This window comes from Flavobacterium okayamense (assembly GCF_019702945.1).
In the GTDB taxonomy this organism is placed as follows: Bacteria; Bacteroidota; Bacteroidia; order Flavobacteriales; family Flavobacteriaceae; genus Flavobacterium; species Flavobacterium okayamense.
Genome location: NZ_AP024749.1, coordinates 650,105 through 668,711, shown reverse-complemented (window position 1 = coordinate 668,711; position 18,607 = coordinate 650,105). Strand labels below are relative to the sequence as shown.

Annotated in this window: 14 protein-coding genes; 10 read left to right on the top strand and 4 right to left on the bottom strand. The window is 31.7% G+C overall.

The genetic code is table 11. From position 1 onward, the window contains the following. Positions 1-56 precede the first annotated feature (56 nt). The gene (locus KK2020170_RS02990; protein ID WP_221259324.1) at positions 57-839 is read right to left on the bottom strand and encodes a THC0290_0291 family protein; all 783 of its coding nucleotides are present in this window, start codon (positions 837-839) and stop codon (positions 57-59) included. Positions 840-1,058: 219 nt separating this feature from the next. Between KK2020170_RS02990 and gdhA the strand changes: the two genes are divergently transcribed. The 8 genes from gdhA (at position 1,059) to KK2020170_RS02950 (ending at position 11,517) form a co-directional block, all read left to right on the top strand. Then, on the top strand, positions 1,059-2,402 hold the full coding sequence (gdhA, locus tag KK2020170_RS02985; protein WP_221259323.1) for an NADP-specific glutamate dehydrogenase: 1,344 nt from the start codon (positions 1,059-1,061) through the stop codon (positions 2,400-2,402). A 114-nt stretch (positions 2,403-2,516) separates the two neighbouring features. After that, a complete protein-coding gene (porZ, locus tag KK2020170_RS02980; protein ID WP_221259322.1) occupies positions 2,517-4,805 on the top strand; it encodes a type IX secretion system anionic LPS delivery protein PorZ in 2,289 nt (762 codons plus the stop codon). Continuing rightward, positions 4,805-5,833 (top strand): acyltransferase family protein, encoded by a 1,029-nt coding sequence (locus KK2020170_RS02975; RefSeq protein WP_221259321.1) that lies wholly within the window; start codon positions 4,805-4,807, stop codon positions 5,831-5,833. Before porZ ends, KK2020170_RS02975 begins: the two co-directional genes overlap by 1 nt. Further along, positions 5,823-6,533: a DNA repair protein RecO gene (gene recO, locus KK2020170_RS02970; protein WP_221259320.1), complete on the top strand. Its 711-nt coding sequence runs from the start codon at positions 5,823-5,825 to the stop codon at positions 6,531-6,533. The genes KK2020170_RS02975 and recO overlap by 11 nt, the downstream gene beginning before the upstream one ends. Positions 6,534-6,616: 83 nt before the next feature. Beyond that, positions 6,617-10,018 carry an isoleucine--tRNA ligase gene (ileS, locus tag KK2020170_RS02965; protein WP_221259319.1) on the top strand — a complete coding sequence of 1,134 codons (3,402 nt, stop codon included), beginning with the start codon at positions 6,617-6,619 and terminating at the stop codon, positions 10,016-10,018. 8 nt (positions 10,019-10,026) lie between these two features. Continuing rightward, the gene (locus KK2020170_RS02960; protein WP_221259318.1) at positions 10,027-10,407 is read left to right on the top strand and encodes a TraR/DksA family transcriptional regulator; all 381 of its coding nucleotides are present in this window, start codon (positions 10,027-10,029) and stop codon (positions 10,405-10,407) included. Positions 10,408-10,490: 83 nt separating this feature from the next. Beyond that, a complete protein-coding gene (locus KK2020170_RS02955) occupies positions 10,491-11,114 on the top strand; it encodes a lipoprotein signal peptidase (protein ID WP_221259317.1) in 624 nt (207 codons plus the stop codon). Positions 11,115-11,121: 7 nt separating this feature from the next. Beyond that, positions 11,122-11,517, top strand: a complete 396-nt coding sequence (locus KK2020170_RS02950; protein WP_221259316.1) for a hypothetical protein — start codon at positions 11,122-11,124, stop codon at positions 11,515-11,517. Positions 11,518-11,520: 3 nt separating this feature from the next. Here KK2020170_RS02950 and KK2020170_RS02945 read toward each other — a convergent pair whose 3' ends face one another. Genes KK2020170_RS02945 through KK2020170_RS02935 form a run of 3 tightly spaced genes read right to left on the bottom strand, consistent with a single transcriptional unit; the run spans position 11,521 to position 14,338 of the window. Beyond that, on the bottom strand, positions 11,521-12,084 hold the full coding sequence (locus tag KK2020170_RS02945; protein ID WP_221259315.1) for a 5-formyltetrahydrofolate cyclo-ligase: 564 nt from the start codon (positions 12,082-12,084) through the stop codon (positions 11,521-11,523). Then, complete coding sequence (locus KK2020170_RS02940) at positions 12,077-13,315, bottom strand: pyridoxal-dependent decarboxylase (RefSeq protein ID WP_221259314.1); 1,239 nt, start codon at positions 13,313-13,315, stop codon at positions 12,077-12,079. Before KK2020170_RS02940 ends, KK2020170_RS02945 begins: the two co-directional genes overlap by 8 nt. Before the next feature lie 54 nt (positions 13,316-13,369). Further along, entirely contained in the window at positions 13,370-14,338 is a 969-nt protein-coding gene (locus KK2020170_RS02935; RefSeq protein ID WP_221259313.1) for a succinylglutamate desuccinylase/aspartoacylase family protein, read from the bottom strand. 74 nt (positions 14,339-14,412) lie between these two features. Here KK2020170_RS02935 and uvrC point away from each other — a divergent pair, with 74 nt between their 5' ends. Both uvrC and KK2020170_RS02925 read left to right on the top strand, forming a co-directional pair. Next, entirely contained in the window at positions 14,413-16,218 is a 1,806-nt protein-coding gene (uvrC, locus tag KK2020170_RS02930) for an excinuclease ABC subunit UvrC (protein WP_221259312.1), read from the top strand. After that, complete coding sequence (locus KK2020170_RS02925; protein ID WP_221259311.1) at positions 16,218-18,437, top strand: patatin-like phospholipase family protein; 2,220 nt, start codon at positions 16,218-16,220, stop codon at positions 18,435-18,437. The genes uvrC and KK2020170_RS02925 overlap by 1 nt, the downstream gene beginning before the upstream one ends. Positions 18,438-18,607 lie beyond the last annotated feature (170 nt).

Genomic DNA, 18,607 nt, shown 5'->3' with positions numbered 1-18,607 from the left:
TAATATAATAAAAAAAGCCTTGAATATTCAAGGCTTTTTTTATTATATTTTTAAGGTTAATCTAAATAGTAGATGTAACCAAAATGAAACCAAACGTTCCAATCGTTAGCTTTATTTTCTTCATTTAATTTAGGGTCTTTTTTTAATCCGTCAACCCAATCATCACCATAATATTGCCATCTTAGTTCAACAAATAAATCAGAAAGTTCTGTTAACTTGTATCGAGTTCCAACCGATGAAACTACTGACCATGTACTCCCTCCTTCTGTTGACCAGCCATCAGGCAAATAATCAGGATAAACATTTCCGGGATTCCCTAAACCTCCAGGTAAAGTTGAATATGTATTGTTGTCATAAATTGAATAGTGTGCACCTAATGCTACAAATGGTCCCCAAGCACCAGGTCGTGCAGTAAATTCTCTAATACTCCATGGGAAATATTCTAGTTGCATACCAATATCAGTTACTTTAGCCTCACCTTTCATTGCTCTAAGTTGCTCACCATAAACACTTTCTTTATCTACCCATTTACCAAAATGTTCAAGTTTAGTGCTGTTGTAAGATAATTCTGAACGCAACTTAAAGTGATCATTAAAGTAAGTGTCTGGTGTATAACAATTACACTCAGCTCGATATGAGAAGTTCATGTAATGAACAAGACCAATTCCAAAACCAGTGTTTCCAGCATTCGTTTCAAAATCATGACGAACTCCAAAGTCAGATTGGAAGGCAACACCTCCTGCAAAAGCTCCAATTTCATGAGAAAAACCAAATTGTGCTTGACTCATAATAGGGGCTAGAAGCAACAAAAAAAGTAGGGATTTTATCTTTTTAGTCATCGCTAAAAGTTTTCTATTATCGGACAAATATATAAAAACAAAGTTCAGTTCAAAAAAAAATCTTAAAATTATGTTTAAAAAAGAAAAAAATTAACAAAATTATTTGCTGAATATTAGTTAAAAAAATAGTAAAAAAAGATACTGATGATTTAATAATATATATATTTGCTACGAAAATAAACCTTGTTTTTATCAAATTAGAAATTAAACCACAAAATAATGAAAGAAAGTGTAAAATCTTTTATTGATTCGGTTGCTAAAAGAAATGCAAACGAACCTGAATTTATGCAAGCTGTACAAGAAGTTGCAGAAACAGTAATTCCATTTATTGAGGAAAATCCAAAATATCAAGGGAAAATGTTACTTGAAAGAATGGTGGAGCCAGAACGTGTTATTATGTTCAGAGTGGCTTGGATTGATGATGCTGGTAATACTCAAGTAAATAGAGGTTTTAGAATCCAAATGAATTCAGCAATTGGGCCATACAAAGGTGGAATTCGTTTCCATCCTTCAGTTAACTTAAGTATTTTAAAATTCTTAGCTTTTGAACAAGTTTTTAAAAATAGTTTAACAACTCTTCCAATGGGTGGAGGTAAAGGTGGTTCTGATTTCGATCCTAAAGGCAAATCGGATGTGGAAATCATGCGTTTTTGTCAAGCATTTATGACAGAGTTACAAAGACATATAGGTGCAGATACTGATGTGCCAGCTGGAGATATAGGAGTAGGTGGACGTGAAGTTGGTTATATGTTCGGTCAATATAAAAAATTAAGAAATGAATTTACTGGAGTTTTAACTGGTAAAGGAATTACTTTTGGAGGTTCATTAATTCGTCCTGAAGCGACAGGTTATGGCGATGTATATTTTGCTCAAAACATGTTAGCAACAAAAGGAGAAAGTTTTAAGGGTAAAACAGTTGTTGTTTCAGGATCTGGAAACGTTGCGCAATACGCAATAGAAAAAGCAACTGAATTAGGAGGAAAGGTGGTTACCGCTTCTGATTCATCAGGTTATATTTATGATGTTGATGGAATTGATGCTGAGAAGTTAGCATATATCATGGAAATCAAGAATGTAAGATACGGTAGAATTAATGAGTATGTTGCTAAATATCCTAATGCTAAATTTGTAGAAGGAAAACGTCCATGGGAAGTTGAATGTGATATTGCGTTACCATGTGCTACTCAAAATGAGTTAAATGGAGAGGAAGCAAAAATGTTAATTGCTAACGGTTGTATTTGTGTTGCAGAAGGTGCTAATATGCCATCTACTCCTGAAGCAGTTGAAGCTTTTATTGCAGCTAAAATATTATTTGCTCCAGGTAAAGCATCTAATGCTGGTGGGGTTGCAACTTCTGGTCTAGAAATGTCACAAAACTCTTTACGTTTAAGTTGGACAAGAGAAGAAGTAGACGAAAAGTTACAAAGAATTATGGGTGATATTCATGAGGCTTGTGTAAAATATGGTAAAGATAGTACAGGTTTTGTAGATTATGTTAAAGGTGCAAATATTGCAGGTTTCGTAAAAGTAGCTGATGCAATGTTAGGTCAAGGCGTAGTTTAATTAAAACTATATCTAAAAATAAAAAGGGCGTTTCAAAAGAACGCTCTTTTTTTATTATATATGCATAAAACTTTATTTTTAACGTTTATATTATATTTGTATAAAATTGCTAGAATGAAATTTAAGTACTTATTACTTACGCTTTTTTTAAGTAGTATTGTTTTTTCTCAACAGAATCAATTGTGGAAAGGTTATTTTTCTTATAAAGAGATTGTAGATGTTGCAAATGGAAACAATAAGGTTTTTGCTGCAACCGAAAATAGCCTTTTTTATAAAGATTTAATTTTGGGAGATGTAAGTCAAGTGAATTCTATAAACGGATTTAAACCTGAAGCTATCTCTTGTATTTATCATTCCTCTCAACATAATATAACTTTTGCTGGTAATACCAATGGATTAATTTTAGCGGTTAAAGGAAATGGAGATATTGTAACTAAAGTTGATATAATTGAAGAAGTACCTGTACCACCAAATCAAAAAAAAGTTAATCATTTCTATGAATTTAATGATAAACTTTACATCTCAACAGATTATGGAATTTCAGTTCTTAATTTACAAACGTTAGAATTTGAAATTACTTATTTCATTGGAACCGCAGGTGAAGAAATAAAAGTTCTTCAAACGACAGTATTTAATAATGAAATTTATGCGGTTACTGAAAATATTGGAATAAGAAAAGGGAATTTAAACAACCCATTTCTTTACGATTTTAGTCAATGGCAAACTTTTGACACAGGTTTTTGGACAGGTATAGTAACATTTAATAATCAAATTGTTGCACAAAATTCTAATTCAAGAACTTATAGATACAATGGAACATCGTTTGTGGAAATATTAAACACCATTCAAAATGCAAATTTTATAAAAGCTACAGACGATTATATCATTATAACAACACCGAACCATGTATTTGTTTTAAATACTAGTTTAGTACAAGTAGCTCATATAACTGGAATACCAGATTATAGTGTAACATTTTCATCTTCAATAATAGTAAATGATAATTTATTTATTGGAACTGAAAAAGATGGCGTGTTTTCATGTGCTATTTCTAACCAATCTATTTTTGAAAATATTACACCTAATGGCCCAGAAAGGAATTATGTATTTCGGGTAAAAAGTGCGCCAAACAAATTATGGGCGGTTTATGGAAGTTATACACTTTCATATAATCCTATAATAAATGATTACGGAATCAGTTATTTTCAAAATGAAACAGGATGGTTTACTTATCCAATTGATGACTTGCTAGGTGTGAAGTGTTTTTCTGATATTGGTTATAATCCCAATAATCCAAGTGAAGTTTATTTTAGTTCTTACAATAGCGGACTTTTAAAATTAGAAGGAGATAACAGTTTTACTTTATTTAATCATACAAATACAGGAACCAATGGTTTAGAACAAATACCAGCCAACTCTGTAACCAATATTTTTGATGGTTCAATACGAACGAATAGTCCAACTTTTGATAAAGATGGAAATTTATGGTTAACAAGCGCATTTGTTACTAAAGGATTGAAAGTATTGCGTTCTAATGGACAATGGCAATCGTATGAATTAGCTAATATTTTAGAGCAAGCTCAAGTTGTTCGTTTTGCACCAATTGCGATCGATAAAAATGGAACTAAATGGCTGCCAACCCGTAACGACGGAGTTTTAGCATTTAATGATGATTTAAATAATAAATTTATTGTAATTGATGATACGAATGGCCTACCTACTACAATAGTTCAAAGTATTGCCATTGACAACAATAATCAAGTTTGGATGGGCACAATGCAAGGCTTGAGAATCATTTCAAGTGCTAATCGGTTTTTATCAGAAAATGAATTAACAGCTACAAACATTATAATTCAAGAAGGCGACTTAGCTCAAGAATTATTTTACCAGCAACCTATAATTGACATTGCAGTTGATGGCGCAAATAGGAAATGGGTTTCTATAGCTGATGGAGGAGTTTTCTTGGTGTCTCCAAATGGGCAACAAACAATTTATAGGTTTGATAAGTTAAATTCACCTTTACCTAGTAATAATGTTTTAGATATTGAAATTAACGGAGAAACAGGAGAAGTTTATTTTGCAAGCGACAAAGGCTTGGTCTCTTTTCTAGGAACATCCACAAAACCAAGTGAAGATTTAGAAGATGTTTTTGTTTATCCAAATCCCGTTCGTCCTGAATATGTTGGAACTATAAAAATATCAGGATTAATGGACAAATGTAATGTAAAGATTACTGATATTGAAGGAAATTTAGTCTTCGAAACAACTTCTGCTGGTGGAACTATTGAATGGGATGGAAGAGCATTTGGCAAACACAAAGTTGCTTCAGGAGTGTATATGGTTTTTGTTGCAACCGAAGATGGTCTTGAAACTACAGTTAAGAAGATAATGGTAATACGTTAATGGAATACGATTTAAACAAAAATTGTTTCGATTTTTTAAGAGCATTTTTCGCATTTAATGTTTTATTATCACATGTAGGCGAACTCTCACAATCTAAACAGTTATCGTTTTTACAAAATATTTCAAATTCTTTTTTAGCAATTAATGGCTTTTTTATTATAAGTGGTTTTTTAGTAGCAAAGAGTTATAGTAGTTCAAAATCAATAAAAAAATATTTTGTAAAACGTATAAAAAGAATAGTTCCAGCTTATGTTTTTGTAATCTTATTTTTTGTTGTAATCTTTTCATTTTTTTCTACATTATCAATTATAGAGTATTTTTCATCTTTTCAATTGTACAGTTATTTAGGTTGGAATTTAATTTTTTTAAATTTTATGGAACCTTGTTTGCCTGGTTTGTTTCAAGAAAACTTAATATGCGCTGTAAATGGTGCATTATGGACAATTAAAGTTGAAGAAAGTTTTTATTTAATACTACCTGTTATTTTTTATTTTTTTAAAAAGTTTAAATCTAAATGGATTGGGTTCATTATTGTTTACATAGTTTCATATTGTTTTTATTCATATTTTAAATTTTACTTAGATAAGCCGCTTATAGCTAAACAAATGCCAGGGGTGTTAACGTATTTTGGAACAGGTGTTTTTATATTTTTATATTTTCCAGAAATAATAAAGCATAAAATTAAATTTTTGTTACTCTGTTCAACTCTTTCAGTTGTTTCTTACATATATTCGTTTTATTTTCTATTTCCTGTTTCTTTTGGTTTTACAGTAATTTTATCGGCCTATACTTTTTCAAGTTTGAATAATTTTGGAAAGTATGGAGACTTTACCTATGGTTTGTATATTTTTCATTTTCCTTTAATTCAGTTGTTTAGAAGCTTGAATTTGTTTGAAAGATTTAATCCTTATTTAGTTGCTATTGTTGTTGTTTTAATGTCAATTCTGTTTGCAATCTTATCTTGGTTCTTTATTGAGAAAAGATTTATAAGTAGGTTTAATGATAAAACTTTGAAAAATGCTCATTAAAACAAAAGCCATAGTTATCTCAGCATTAAAATATCAAGAAAAAAGCTTGATAGTAAAATGTCTTACTTTTTCTGACGGTTTAAAAACGTATTTTGTTAATAATGCATTTTCAGGGAAAAAGAACCAACAAAAAAACGCTTTTTTTCAACCATTAAACCAACTTGAAATTGAAGCCTATCATAAAAACAAAGGAACTTTAGAGCGTTTTAAAGAGCTAAAATTAGTAAATCCTTATCAAACCATTTCAGCCGATATTTTTAAAACCACGATTGTACTTTTTCTTTCAGAAGTTTTGCATAACGCGATAAAAGAAGAAGGGAAAAACGAAGAACTTTTTACTTTTTTAGAAGCTGCACTTACTTGGTTAGATCATCACGAAGAGGTTTCTAATTTTCACTTAATTACTTTAATTCAAATCTCTAAATATTTAGGTTTTTACCCGGAGCAAGATTCAGAAAAGCCTTATTTTGAATTAACGGAAGGTGTTTTTTCTGAATATTCAAGTTTAAGTAGCTTGTCGCTAGAGGAAACACAATTATTTAAGAAATTATTACAACTAAAATTCGACGACAATCAAAAGGTTTTTTCAGCAAACCAACGCCAAATTTTACTCAAAATACTTATCGATTATTATACTTTAAACATCGATGGTTTTAAAAAACCGAAATCGCTTGATGTTTTAAAAGAAGTTTTCAATTAATAAACCATTAACTTTTACCTTTTTGCTTTTGCCTTTTTACTTATAATCATTACTTTCGCAGATTGATTAAAGAAAACGACAAAATGAGTACGAAATTTACTGAATACAAAGGACTTGACTTGCCAAAAGTAGCTGATGAAGTTCTTGATTTTTGGAAAAAAGAAAACATCTTTGAAAAAAGTGTGACCACTCGTGAAGGAAACCAACCTTATGTGTTTTTTGAAGGGCCACCATCTGCAAATGGATTGCCTGGAATTCACCACGTTATGGCTCGTGCTATTAAAGATATTTTTTGTCGTTACAAAACCCAAAAAGGTTACCAAGTTAAGCGTAAAGCGGGTTGGGATACGCACGGACTTCCTGTTGAATTAGGAACGGAAAAAGAATTAGGTATTACTAAAGAAGATATCGGAAAAACGATTTCGGTTACAGAATACAACGAAGCGTGTAAAAGAACCGTTATGCGTTATACGGATGTTTGGAACGACCTTACCGAAAAAATGGGTTATTGGGTAGATATGGAAGATCCATATGTTACTTACAAATCAAAATACATGGAATCGGTTTGGTGGTTGTTAAAACAAATCTACGATAAGGATTTAATGTATAAGGGTTACACAATTCAACCGTATTCTCCAAAAGCAGGAACTGGTTTGTCTTCTCACGAAGTAAACCAACCGGGTTCGTATCGTGATGTTACAGATACAACTATTGTAGCGCAATTCAAAACAATTGAAAATACACTGCCAAGTTTTTTACAAGGTTTTGGAACTGTTCACTTCTTAGCTTGGACAACAACACCTTGGACATTGCCAAGTAACACAGCCTTAACAGTTGGACCAAAAATCGATTATGTTTTAGTAAAAACATTTAACCAATATACTTTTGAACCAATCAATGTTGTATTAGCTAAAAATTTAGTTGGAAAACAATTTGGAGGTAAATATTTTGTAGCAGAATCGGAAGAAGATTTTACTAACTATAAATCAGAAGATAAAAAGATTCCATATCAAATTTTAGCGGAAGCAAAAGGAGCTGATTTAGTTGGAATCAAATACGAGCAATTATTACCATTCACATTACCGTATCAAAATCCTGAAAATGCGTTTCGTGTAATTTCTGGAGATTTCGTTACCACAGAAGACGGAACAGGTATTGTTCACACCGCGCCAACATTTGGTGCTGATGATGCGAAAGTAGCCAAAGAAGCTACACCAGAAGTGCCACCAATGTTAGTTTTAGACGAAAACGGAAATCCGGTGCCTTTAGTAGATTTACAAGGTCGTTTTGTAAGCCAAATGGGTGATTTCGCTGGAAAATATGTGAAAAATGAATACTATAGTGAAGATGAAGCGCCTGAAAAATCAGTAGATGTTGAAATCGCTATTCGTTTAAAAGAAGAAAATAAAGCCTTTAAGGTTGAAAAATATGTGCATAGTTATCCACATTGTTGGAGAACTGATAAACCAATTTTATACTATCCGTTAGATTCTTGGTTCATCAAGATTACGGAAGTTAAAGACAGAATGTTCGATTTAAACGAAACGATTAACTGGAAGCCTAAAGCAACTGGTGAAGGTCGTTTCGGAAATTGGTTGAAAAATGCAAACGATTGGAATTTATCACGTTCACGTTATTGGGGAATTCCATTACCAATTTGGAGAACGGAAGATAAAACAGAAGAAATCTGCATTGGTTCTGTTGAAGAATTGTATAATGAAATCGAAAAAGCAGTTGCTGCTGGTTTCATGAGCAATAATCCATATAAAGGTTTCCAAATCGGAAATATGGAGGAATCGAACTACGATTTAGTGGATTTACACAAAAATATTGTAGATAACATTGTTTTAGTTTCTGCATCAGGTAAACCAATGAATCGTGAAACCGATTTAATTGACGTTTGGTTCGATTCAGGTTCTATGCCTTATGCACAATGGCATTATCCTTTTGAAAACAAAGAGTTAATTGATGCAAATAAAGCATTTCCTGCTGATTTTATTGCAGAAGGTGTTGATCAAACGCGTGGTTGGTTTTATACGTTACACGCCATCGGGACTTTAGTTTTTGATAGTATTGCTTATAAAAATGTAGTTTCAAACGGATTAGTTTTAGATAAAAACGGGCAAAAAATGTCGAAGCGTTTAGGAAATGCTGTCGATCCATTTGAAACGTTAAAAGAATATGGTCCAGATGCTACGCGTTGGTACATGATTTCCAATGCAAATCCTTGGGATAACTTAAAATTTGATATCGAAGGTGTTGCTGAGGTGCGTCGTAAATTCTTTGGAACTCTTTATAATACCTATTCATTCTTTGCGTTATATGCAAACATTGATGGGTTTAAATATAGTGAAGCCGAAGTAGCGATAGAAGATAGACCAGAAATTGATAGATGGATTTTATCAGAATTACATACATTAATTCAATTGGTTGATGAAGCTTATGCTGATTATGAACCTACGAAAGCTGCTCGTGCTATTTCCGACTTTGTTCAAGAGAATTTAAGTAATTGGTATGTGCGTTTATGTCGTCGTCGTTTCTGGAAAGGTGAATACGGAACAGATAAAATTGCCGCGTATCAAACACTTTACACGTGTTTAGAAACGGTTGCGAAGCTTTCAGCACCAATTGCTCCGTTCTTTATGGAACAGTTGTATAAAGACTTAAATCGTGCTACAAATAAGGAAAATGTAGAGAGTGTACATTTGGCAAATTTCCCAGTATCGGTTGAAAACTTTGTTAATAAATCATTGGAAAGTAAGATGATGAAAGCACAAACAGTGTCTTCATTAGTACTTTCGCTTCGTAAAAAAGAGATGATAAAAGTACGTCAACCATTGCAAAGAGTAATGATTCCGGTACTTGACGAAGTTTCAAAAGCTGAAATTAACGCTGTTTCTGATTTGATTAAAGCAGAAGTAAATGTGAAGGAAATTCAGTTAATTGACGATGCTTCTGGTGTTTTAGTGAAACAAATTAAGCCTAATTTTAAAGCTTTAGGACCTCGTTTCGGTAAAGATATGGGTCTGATTTCCAAAGAGATACAAAATTTTACACAAGAGCAAATCAACAAAATTGAGCGTGAAGGTGCATTAACACTTGATATTTCAGGAAAAAGTATTAATTTAACAACCGAAGATGTAGAGATTTCATCACAAGATATTCCAGGTTGGTTAGTCGCTAACGCAAACGGAATAACAGTTGCTCTCGACATTACCTTAACCGATGAATTACGTAACGAAGGTATTGCCAGAGAGTTAGTGAATAGAATTCAAAATATCCGTAAAGATTCTGGGTTTGAGGTAACCGATAAAATTAAAGTTCAATTAGAGAGTGAGCCAATAATTGAAGCGGCTGTAAAAGCAAATGAAGGTTACATTAAATCGGAAACTTTAACAAACGAACTTATTTTTGTGTCTAAAATTGAAAATGGTACAGAAATTGAGTTTGATGATTTAAAAACGGTAGTATTAATTTCTAAATAAATGAAATTATGGTAGAAGAAAAATTAAGATATTCAGATTCAGATTTAGCAGAATTCAAAGAATTGATTTTAGCTAAAATGGAAAAAGCAAAAGCCGATTTAGAATTGATAAAAAGTGCTTATATGAACGACTTAAACAATGGAACTGATGATACATCACCTACATTTAAAGCGTTTGAAGAAGGAAGCGAAACAATGTCTAAAGAAGCCAACTCGCAATTAGCGATTCGTCAAGAAAAGTTTATTCGCGATTTAAAAAATGCGTTAATTCGTATTGAAAATAAAACTTATGGTGTTTGCAAAGTAACGGGGAAATTAATTAGCAAAGAAAGATTGAGAGTGGTTCCTCATGCAACTATGAGTATAGAAGCTAAGAACTTACAACGTTAATTTCTACATAAAAATTAACCAAAACGCTCCGAAAGGAGCGTTTTTTATGGAATAAATCTATATTTTTGCTCAAATTTTAAAACATGTCGTTAAAAAAGGCTTACATTTTAGTATTTCTAGTTTTACTAGTTGACCAAGTTTCGAAAATCTATATCAAAACCAATTTTTTTATAAATGAAGAAGTTCGTGTTTTCGATTGGTTTCGTATTCATTTTATTGAAAACGAAGGAATGGCTTGGGGTGCAGTAATTCCAGGAGAATATGGCAAGTTGTTTTTAACCTTGTTCAGAATTGTAGCTGTTGGTGGAATTGGTTGGTGGTTATGGGATTCAGTTCGTAAAAAACAATCGAGCTATTTAGTTACAGCCATTGCTTTAATTTTAGCTGGTGCAGTTGGTAATATAATCGATTCTGTTTTTTATGGTGTTATTTTTAACGATAGTTACCATCAAGTAGCGACATTATTTTCAGACGACCCATATGGAACTTGGTTTCATGGCGAAGTAGTAGATATGCTTTATTTTCCTTTTTGGGAAGGTAATTTACCAGAATGGTTGCCTATTTGGGGAGGAAAGCATTTTTCATTTTTTAATGCCATTTTTAATGTAGCCGATATGGCCATTTCAACAGGTGTTGGAATTTTAATTGTTTTCAATAAAAAGGCTTTTGGAGCACCAAAAAATGAAGAGGTTTTAGTTGAAGATTAATTATTAGATGAAAAAAATATTTCTATTAATTGTTTCAACTTACTTTTTAATATCATGTGATGAAAATAAGGTCGCATTAGATTTAGCAGAGGATATTGTTAATTGCCCAGTTGAAGATTTAGATAGTATACTTGAAAAGAATAGACCTGTAACAGATTTTTATTTGGATTCTGTTTTGGTAAATAAACCAAGTCAGTATTTTAAAAGTTCAAAAGATTTTTTTGATCAAAAAGAAAACTATTTAACTTTAAAAGGTGGTAACTATAAAAAAGGCTTTTTAGAATATTACATTAATTATAATGTTAAAGAAGGAAAACAAATAGAGTTTATATTTGTTAAAAAGAATGAAAAATGGATACTCATAAAAGTATTTCCTAAATATAATATTGATTTTATAAGATAAAAATTAAAATTGTAAAATTTTCTCACCCGTCACACAAAAATCCAATTTTACATCGGTTTCTAAAACATCGTCAATTTGTTCTTCAGGTTCAAAAAATGACAACCCAATTTTAATAACATCTGGTTTGCATTGACTTAAAAATTTATCGTAAAACCCTTTTCCGTAACCTACACGATTACCTTGTTTGTCATACGTTAAAAGCGGCACAAAAACGACATCAATCATTTCAACAGGAACGGGTAAACCATTTACAGGTTCAGGAATGTTGTATTCGTTTTTTACAATTTTAGTGTTATCAGTTAATAAGAAATGCAACATTTCTCGAGTTGCAAAATCACTTTTCGAAATCACAATTTCTTTATCTTTTCCTGCTAAAATTTGAAGAATAAACTCAGTATCGACTTCTTTTTGTTCAACAATTGGCAAGAAAATATGGAAATAGGTTTTATTCCAAATATTGAGTTGAAGTAAATTATTTGCTATAGCTAAACTCTTTTCTTCAATTTCTTCTATACTTAACTTTTGCCTTTTCTCTTTATACTTTTGTCTTAACGTTTTCTTATTCATTTATAGCCAATTTCAAATCGTCTATAAAGGTAGTTAAATGATCAATTTCTACATGATCCATCAAGACAATTTTATACCATTTGTTGTGCTCGTTATGTTGTTGTGGAACCAAATCGTATTTTTCGGCAATTGCTTCTGGAATATTTTCAGCATGAATGGTAACGATATTCATATTGGGCTCACGGAAATAAGAAACACCTAATTGGTCAAGTTCTCGACATAAAAAATGAGTACGCATTTGTAAAATGCTTACTTTTTCATACCAACTATACGGGCCATAAGTAAATAAAATCATCCAAACGGCAACAGCATTAGCTCCAGAACGACTTCCACAAAGTGTTAAATCCATTCCTTCTACATATTCGGCTTCTTTAGTCAATACGTTTTCAATTAAACCTTTTCGGCAGATGAAAATTCCAGTTCCGTAAGGCGCTTGTAACATTTTATGCGCATCAATAGTAATCGAACTAATTTTTGGATTGCTAAAGTTAATTTTCGATTCTTTATTGCTAAATGGATATACAAATCCGCCATAAGCGCCATCAATGTGCAGTTTATAAATAGCATTGTGTTTTTCTAAGGCATCAGTATATACATCGGGATTATCAACTGAACCAAACATTGTCGTTCCCATATTGGCTACCGCCATAAAGTATTTTTTACCTTTTGAAATAGCATTAGCTATAATTTCATCTAACTTTTCTTTGTTGATTTCTCGTGTGTTAAAATCGACAGGAATAGAAAGCCATTCGACTTGCAATAGATTAGAACCTTTTGGAATAGAATAATGCGTATCTTCTGATGCTAAAATGGCAATTTCGTCAAGTTTTGCATTATACTTATTGAAGAAATAATTACGAAAAACCCAAAGTGCTTGAATATTAGCTTCCGTTCCACCTGGAGCAATATAGCCATCAAACTCGTTTTCATTTAATTTGAAAACATCAACAGCTAAAACATTTAAAACTTCACGTTCGATATCTTGTGTTCCGCTAAATGCTTTTTCGGATGTGCCAAAAGTGTGACAACCAATGTTATTTGGATTGGCAACATAGGTTTGTAAAGTGGGTGCATCTTTCAAAAATGGCGCATCATCATAAAAGACTTTTCCATCTAATTTAGAAGCGGGATAACCTAAAGAAGCATCGTTAGAAAAGTTTACGTTTTCATGTAATGCTTGCTGAATTCTATTTTTGCGTTGTTCGTGGGTTAGTTTTTTCCAAAATTGCATACCTAATCTTTTTTGCAAAGTTACAATTTTGAAAATCTCTAAATATGATATTTGTTAGGTTTCCAATTGTGTTGAAATATGAAAAATAGCATCACCTTGATATACAAAAGGTGCGTGATTTACGTTGATTAAATAGCCTTCGTGTGGTGCTTTTACATTGTGCTCTACTTTTCCATACGGATCGGAAATGGTAGCTAATAAATCGCCTTTGTTTACAAATGAACCTGCTTTTGCAATGCCATGAAACATTCCCGAATATTTAGCGCGTAACCAATTCGACTTTTCAATATAAACAGAAGTGTGTTTAGGCTCGCTTGCTTTTTTTCGGGAGTTCAACATGTCTAAATGCTCTAAAAAGCGTTTGGTTCCTTCTAAAGCTTCACGAGTAATATCTTCATTCAAGTCCAATGATTTTCCGCCTTCAAAAAGCAACATTTTAACACCTAATTTATCGCATGTACTTCTAAAAGAACCTGAAATGTTTTTTGAGTATAATGTAAATGGTGCATGAAAGGCTTCGGCTAATTTCTTTAATTCTGAATTGCCTTGCTCGATTCGAATTTGAGGAGCATTAAATCGTTGGGCGCCGCCAGCATGAAAATCTATTACGTAATCTATGTTTGGTAAAATTTCATGAACAAGATAATAGGCAAATCTACTTGCTAACGAGCCTGTCTTACTTCCAGGAAAAACACGATTTAAATCACGTTTATCTGGAAATTCTCTTGTTTGATTAATAAATCCGAAAATATTAATGATAGGAATACAAATAATAGTTCCTTTTTTTGGTTTGTTTATTTTTTTGGTAATGATTTGGCGTACGGTTTCCGTTCCGTTAATTTCATCTCCATGTAAACCAGCGCAAAATAAAACTATTGGTCCTTCTAATTTAGAGCGTTCTACAATAATTGGAACTTTTAATTTGTTCATGGTATGCAATTTTGCAATTTCCATAGAAATTGTTTTGCTTTCGCCAGCTAAAATGGTTTCGCCAAAAAGATGTAAAGGTTTTATAGCATTCATATTGCCAAAAGTATAAAAATAGACAATTAAAAAAACAATTCTCTTATCTTTGTTTTATATACTTTTTTTAAAAAATGCAATCACCACTCGAACTTCAAATTCAAACTTTACCCGATAGTCCAGGTGTTTATCAATATTATGATAAAGATGGGAAAATTCTATATGTTGGGAAAGCTAAAAATTTAAAAAAAAGAGTGCAATCGTATTTTACCAAAAGTCACGATAATTACAAGACAAAAGTTTTAGTAAAGAAAATAGTTTCGATAAAACATATTGTTGTTCCTACGGAAACAGATGCGCTACTTTTAGAGAATAATCTGATAAAAAAATTACAACCACGGTACAATGTTTTGTTGAAAGATGACAAAAGTTATCCGTGGATATGTATAAAAAACGAACCGTTTTCTCGAATTTTTCAAACCAGAAGAATGATAAAAGACGGTTCGGAATATTTTGGGCCATATACCAGTGGAAAAACCGTTCACACACTTCTCGATTTAATTAAAGAATTGTATCCGTTACGAACCTGTAATTACGATTTATCGAAAGCAAATATTGATTCCGGAAAATATAAAGTTTGTTTAGAGTATCATATTGGAAATTGCAAAGGACCATGTGAAGGTTTTCAAACCTTGCAAAATTATCAAGACCAAATTCAAGCTGTTCGTGAAATTCTAAAAGGAAATTTCAAAGAAAGTTTAAAGGATTTTAAACAATTGATGCAAGATTTGGCAATGGAAATGAAGTTTGAAGAGGCACAAAAAGTTAAAGAAAAAATTGAAATTTTAGAGAATTATCAAGCAAAATCGACTATTCTAAACCCTAAGATTACAAATGTTGATGTGTTTTCAATAGTTTCAGATGAAACCATTGCGTATATAAACTTTTTGCAAATTTCTTATGGAGCAATTATTCGTTCGCATACATTAGAATTAAAAAAGAAATTAGAGGAAACTGATGAAGAGCTTTTAGAATTGGCCATTGTCGAATTAAGAGAACGTTTTAATTTACTTTCTAAAGAAGTCATTGTTCCTTTTGAAGTTGATTTAGGCGAAAATATAAAAGTGACGGTTCCTAAGTTAGGCGATAAAAAGCAAATTTTAGATTTATCGATTCGAAATGCGAAACATTATCGTTTAGACCAATTAAAGCAGATTAAAATAGTCGACCCAGATCGTCATGCGAATCGAATCATGGCGCAGATGAAGAAAGATTTACGACTTTCGATTGAACCTCGCCATATTGAATGTTTTGATAATTCTAATATTCAAGGAACAAATCCGGTTGCAGCATGTGTGGTTTTTAAAGATGGAAAACCAAGCAAAAAAGATTATCGTCATTTCAATATAAAAACGGTAGAAGGACCAAACGATTTTGCTTCCATGGAAGAAGTAGTGTATCGCAGATATAAACGATTACTCGACGAAAAAGAGCCTTTACCTCAATTAATTATCATTGACGGAGGAAAAGGGCAATTATCATCGGCTTTAAAAAGTTTAGATGATTTAGGGTTACGAGGAAAAATTGCTATTATAGGAATTGCAAAACGTTTAGAAGAATTGTTTTATCCCGAAGATCCAATTCCGTTATATTTAGATAAAAAATCGGAAACCTTGAAAATTATTCAGCATTTACGTAACGAAGCACACCGATTTGGAATTACACATCATCGTGATAAAAGAAGTAAATCGGCACTTCAAACTTCTTTAGAAACGATTCCAGGAATAGGAGAAAAAACCATGATTACGTTATTAAAACATTTCAAAAGTGTTAAAAGGTTGCAAAATGCATCAGAAAATGAAATTTCTGAGGTCGTGGGAGTGTCAAAAGCAAAAAAAATTTCCGACTTTTACAAAACAATACAACAACAAAAAAAATAATGAAGAAACTATTCTTGTTTATAAGCCTACTAATTTTAACCCAAATCAGCTTAGGACAAGAAATTATCCAAGAAAACCAAAAACCAAAAATTGGTCTCGTACTAAGTGGTGGTGGAGCCAAAGGCTTGGCACACATTGGCGTGCTGAAAGTCATCGATTCTTTGGGAATAAAAATTGATTACATTGGAGGTACAAGTATGGGTGCTATTATTGGGGGCTTATATGCTTCTGGTTATTCCGGTAAACAATTAGATTCTATATTTCAAAATATTGATACAGATGCCTTGGTTCAAGATTACGTCCCTAGAGGTTCCAAAAATTTTTACGAAAAAAGAAATGATGAAATCTATGCGTTCACGCTTCCTTTTGATAAATTTAAGCTAGGATTACCAACTGCATTGTCAAAAGGAATGTACAACTTTAACTTGCTTTCGAGGTTAACAAAACATGTTGCTCACATTAATTATTTTGATGAATTACCAATTCCTTTTTTTTGCATTGCAACTGATGTAGAAAAAGGAACTGAGGTGGTTTTAAATAAAGGGATTTTGCCCCAAGCAATGATTGCGAGTGGTGCTATTCCATCACTTTACAATCCAATTGAGATTAACGGAAAACTTTTAGTAGATGGGGGTGTTGTAAATAATTACCCTATTGAGGAAATTAAAAGATTAGGGGCAGATATAATTATTGGTGTAGATGTACAAGACGGATTAAAAGACAGAGAGGAATTAAAAGGAGCAACTAGTGTTTTAGTACAAATCACAAATTTTTCCATGATTGAAAAAATGGAGAAAAAGAGAGCTTTAACAACAATTTACATAAAACCAGAAATTCAAGGTTATACGGTTTTGTCATTTGATCAGGGGAAAGAGATAATTCCAAAAGGAGAACAAGCCACGAAAAAAGTAATTAATGATTTGATTAGATTAAGTGAGCCTAATTATAAAAGAGAACCTCTAATAGTGAAACAAAAGGACTCTATCTATGTAAAGGAAATCGCTATTAATTCCATGAAAAATTACACTCGCTCATATGTGATTGGTAAACTAAAATTTAAAGCGGATTCTAAAATTAGTTTTAAAGACTTAGAAAAAGGAATTAACAATCTAAATGCGACTCAAAATTTTAGCTCGATTAGTTACTCTTTTGAAGAAATTCGTGAAGGAGAGGATGTTTTATATATTAAATTAACTGAAAAAGAAAACACAGCATTTTTACGATTCGGTTTACATTACGATGAGTTGTTCAAAAGTAGTGTTTTGATTAATTACACTAAAAAAAGAATTTTGGCTAAGAATGATGTTTTTTCTTTTGATGGAATTGTAGGAGATAATATCAGATATAATCTTAACTATTATATAGATAATGGTTTTTATTGGAGTTTTGGAGTTAACTCTAAATTACAAAGATTTAATAAAAATGTACCTAATGATTTTAATAACGGAATCACACTTTCTAATCTTGGTATTAAATCAATAAATGTTGATTATTTAGATTGGACAAACCAAGCATATCTACAAACTATTTTTGCTCAGAAATTTTCAATTGGAGCAGGTATTGAATTGAAGCATTTGAGAATAACATCTGAAACGATTTCCAATATTACACCCGTTTTTGAGGATAGCGATTACCTTTCGTTTTTTGGGTATGCAAAATTTGACTCTTTTGATAAAAAGTATTTTCCAAAAAAAGGTTGGAATTTTAATGGAGAAATAAAATCGTTTGTTTACTCATCAGACTATAATAATGATTATGAAAATTTTCTGTTTGCAAAAGCAGATATGGGTATTGCTTTAAATGTTTTAGAAAAATTTACGGTTAAATTACAATGTGAAGGAGGTTTTCATGTTGGAGAGAATACAGTAGGTTTTTTTGACTTTGCCTTGGGAGGTTACGGTTTTACACAAGTAAATAATTTAAGGCCATTTTATGGTTACGATTTTATCGGTTTAGTTGGTGATAGCTATGTGAAAGGAGATGTTACATTAGATTATGAAATCTTTAAAAAGCATCATATAAATGTATCAGGAAACTTTGCGAATGTTGGTGATAAAATTTTCACTAATACTGAGGAATGGTTTTCAAAACCTACATACACAGGTTATCAAGTAGGATATGGTATTGAATCTTTAATAGGTCCTTTAGAAATCAAACACTCTTGGTCTCCAGAAACCCATGATCATTTTACTTGGTTTGCAATTGGTTTTTGGTTTTAAAAAATCAAATTTTTTTCCGATATTTGTACAGTATGAAAACCAATTGGAAAGGTTTACTAGCACATCTTAAATTCCTCATCAAGAGAAATCCTGAGTGAGTAAGTCAATTTGTCAATTATTCAATGTAACATTCATTTGCTACATTTTAACATTGTTTAATTAAAAATTGA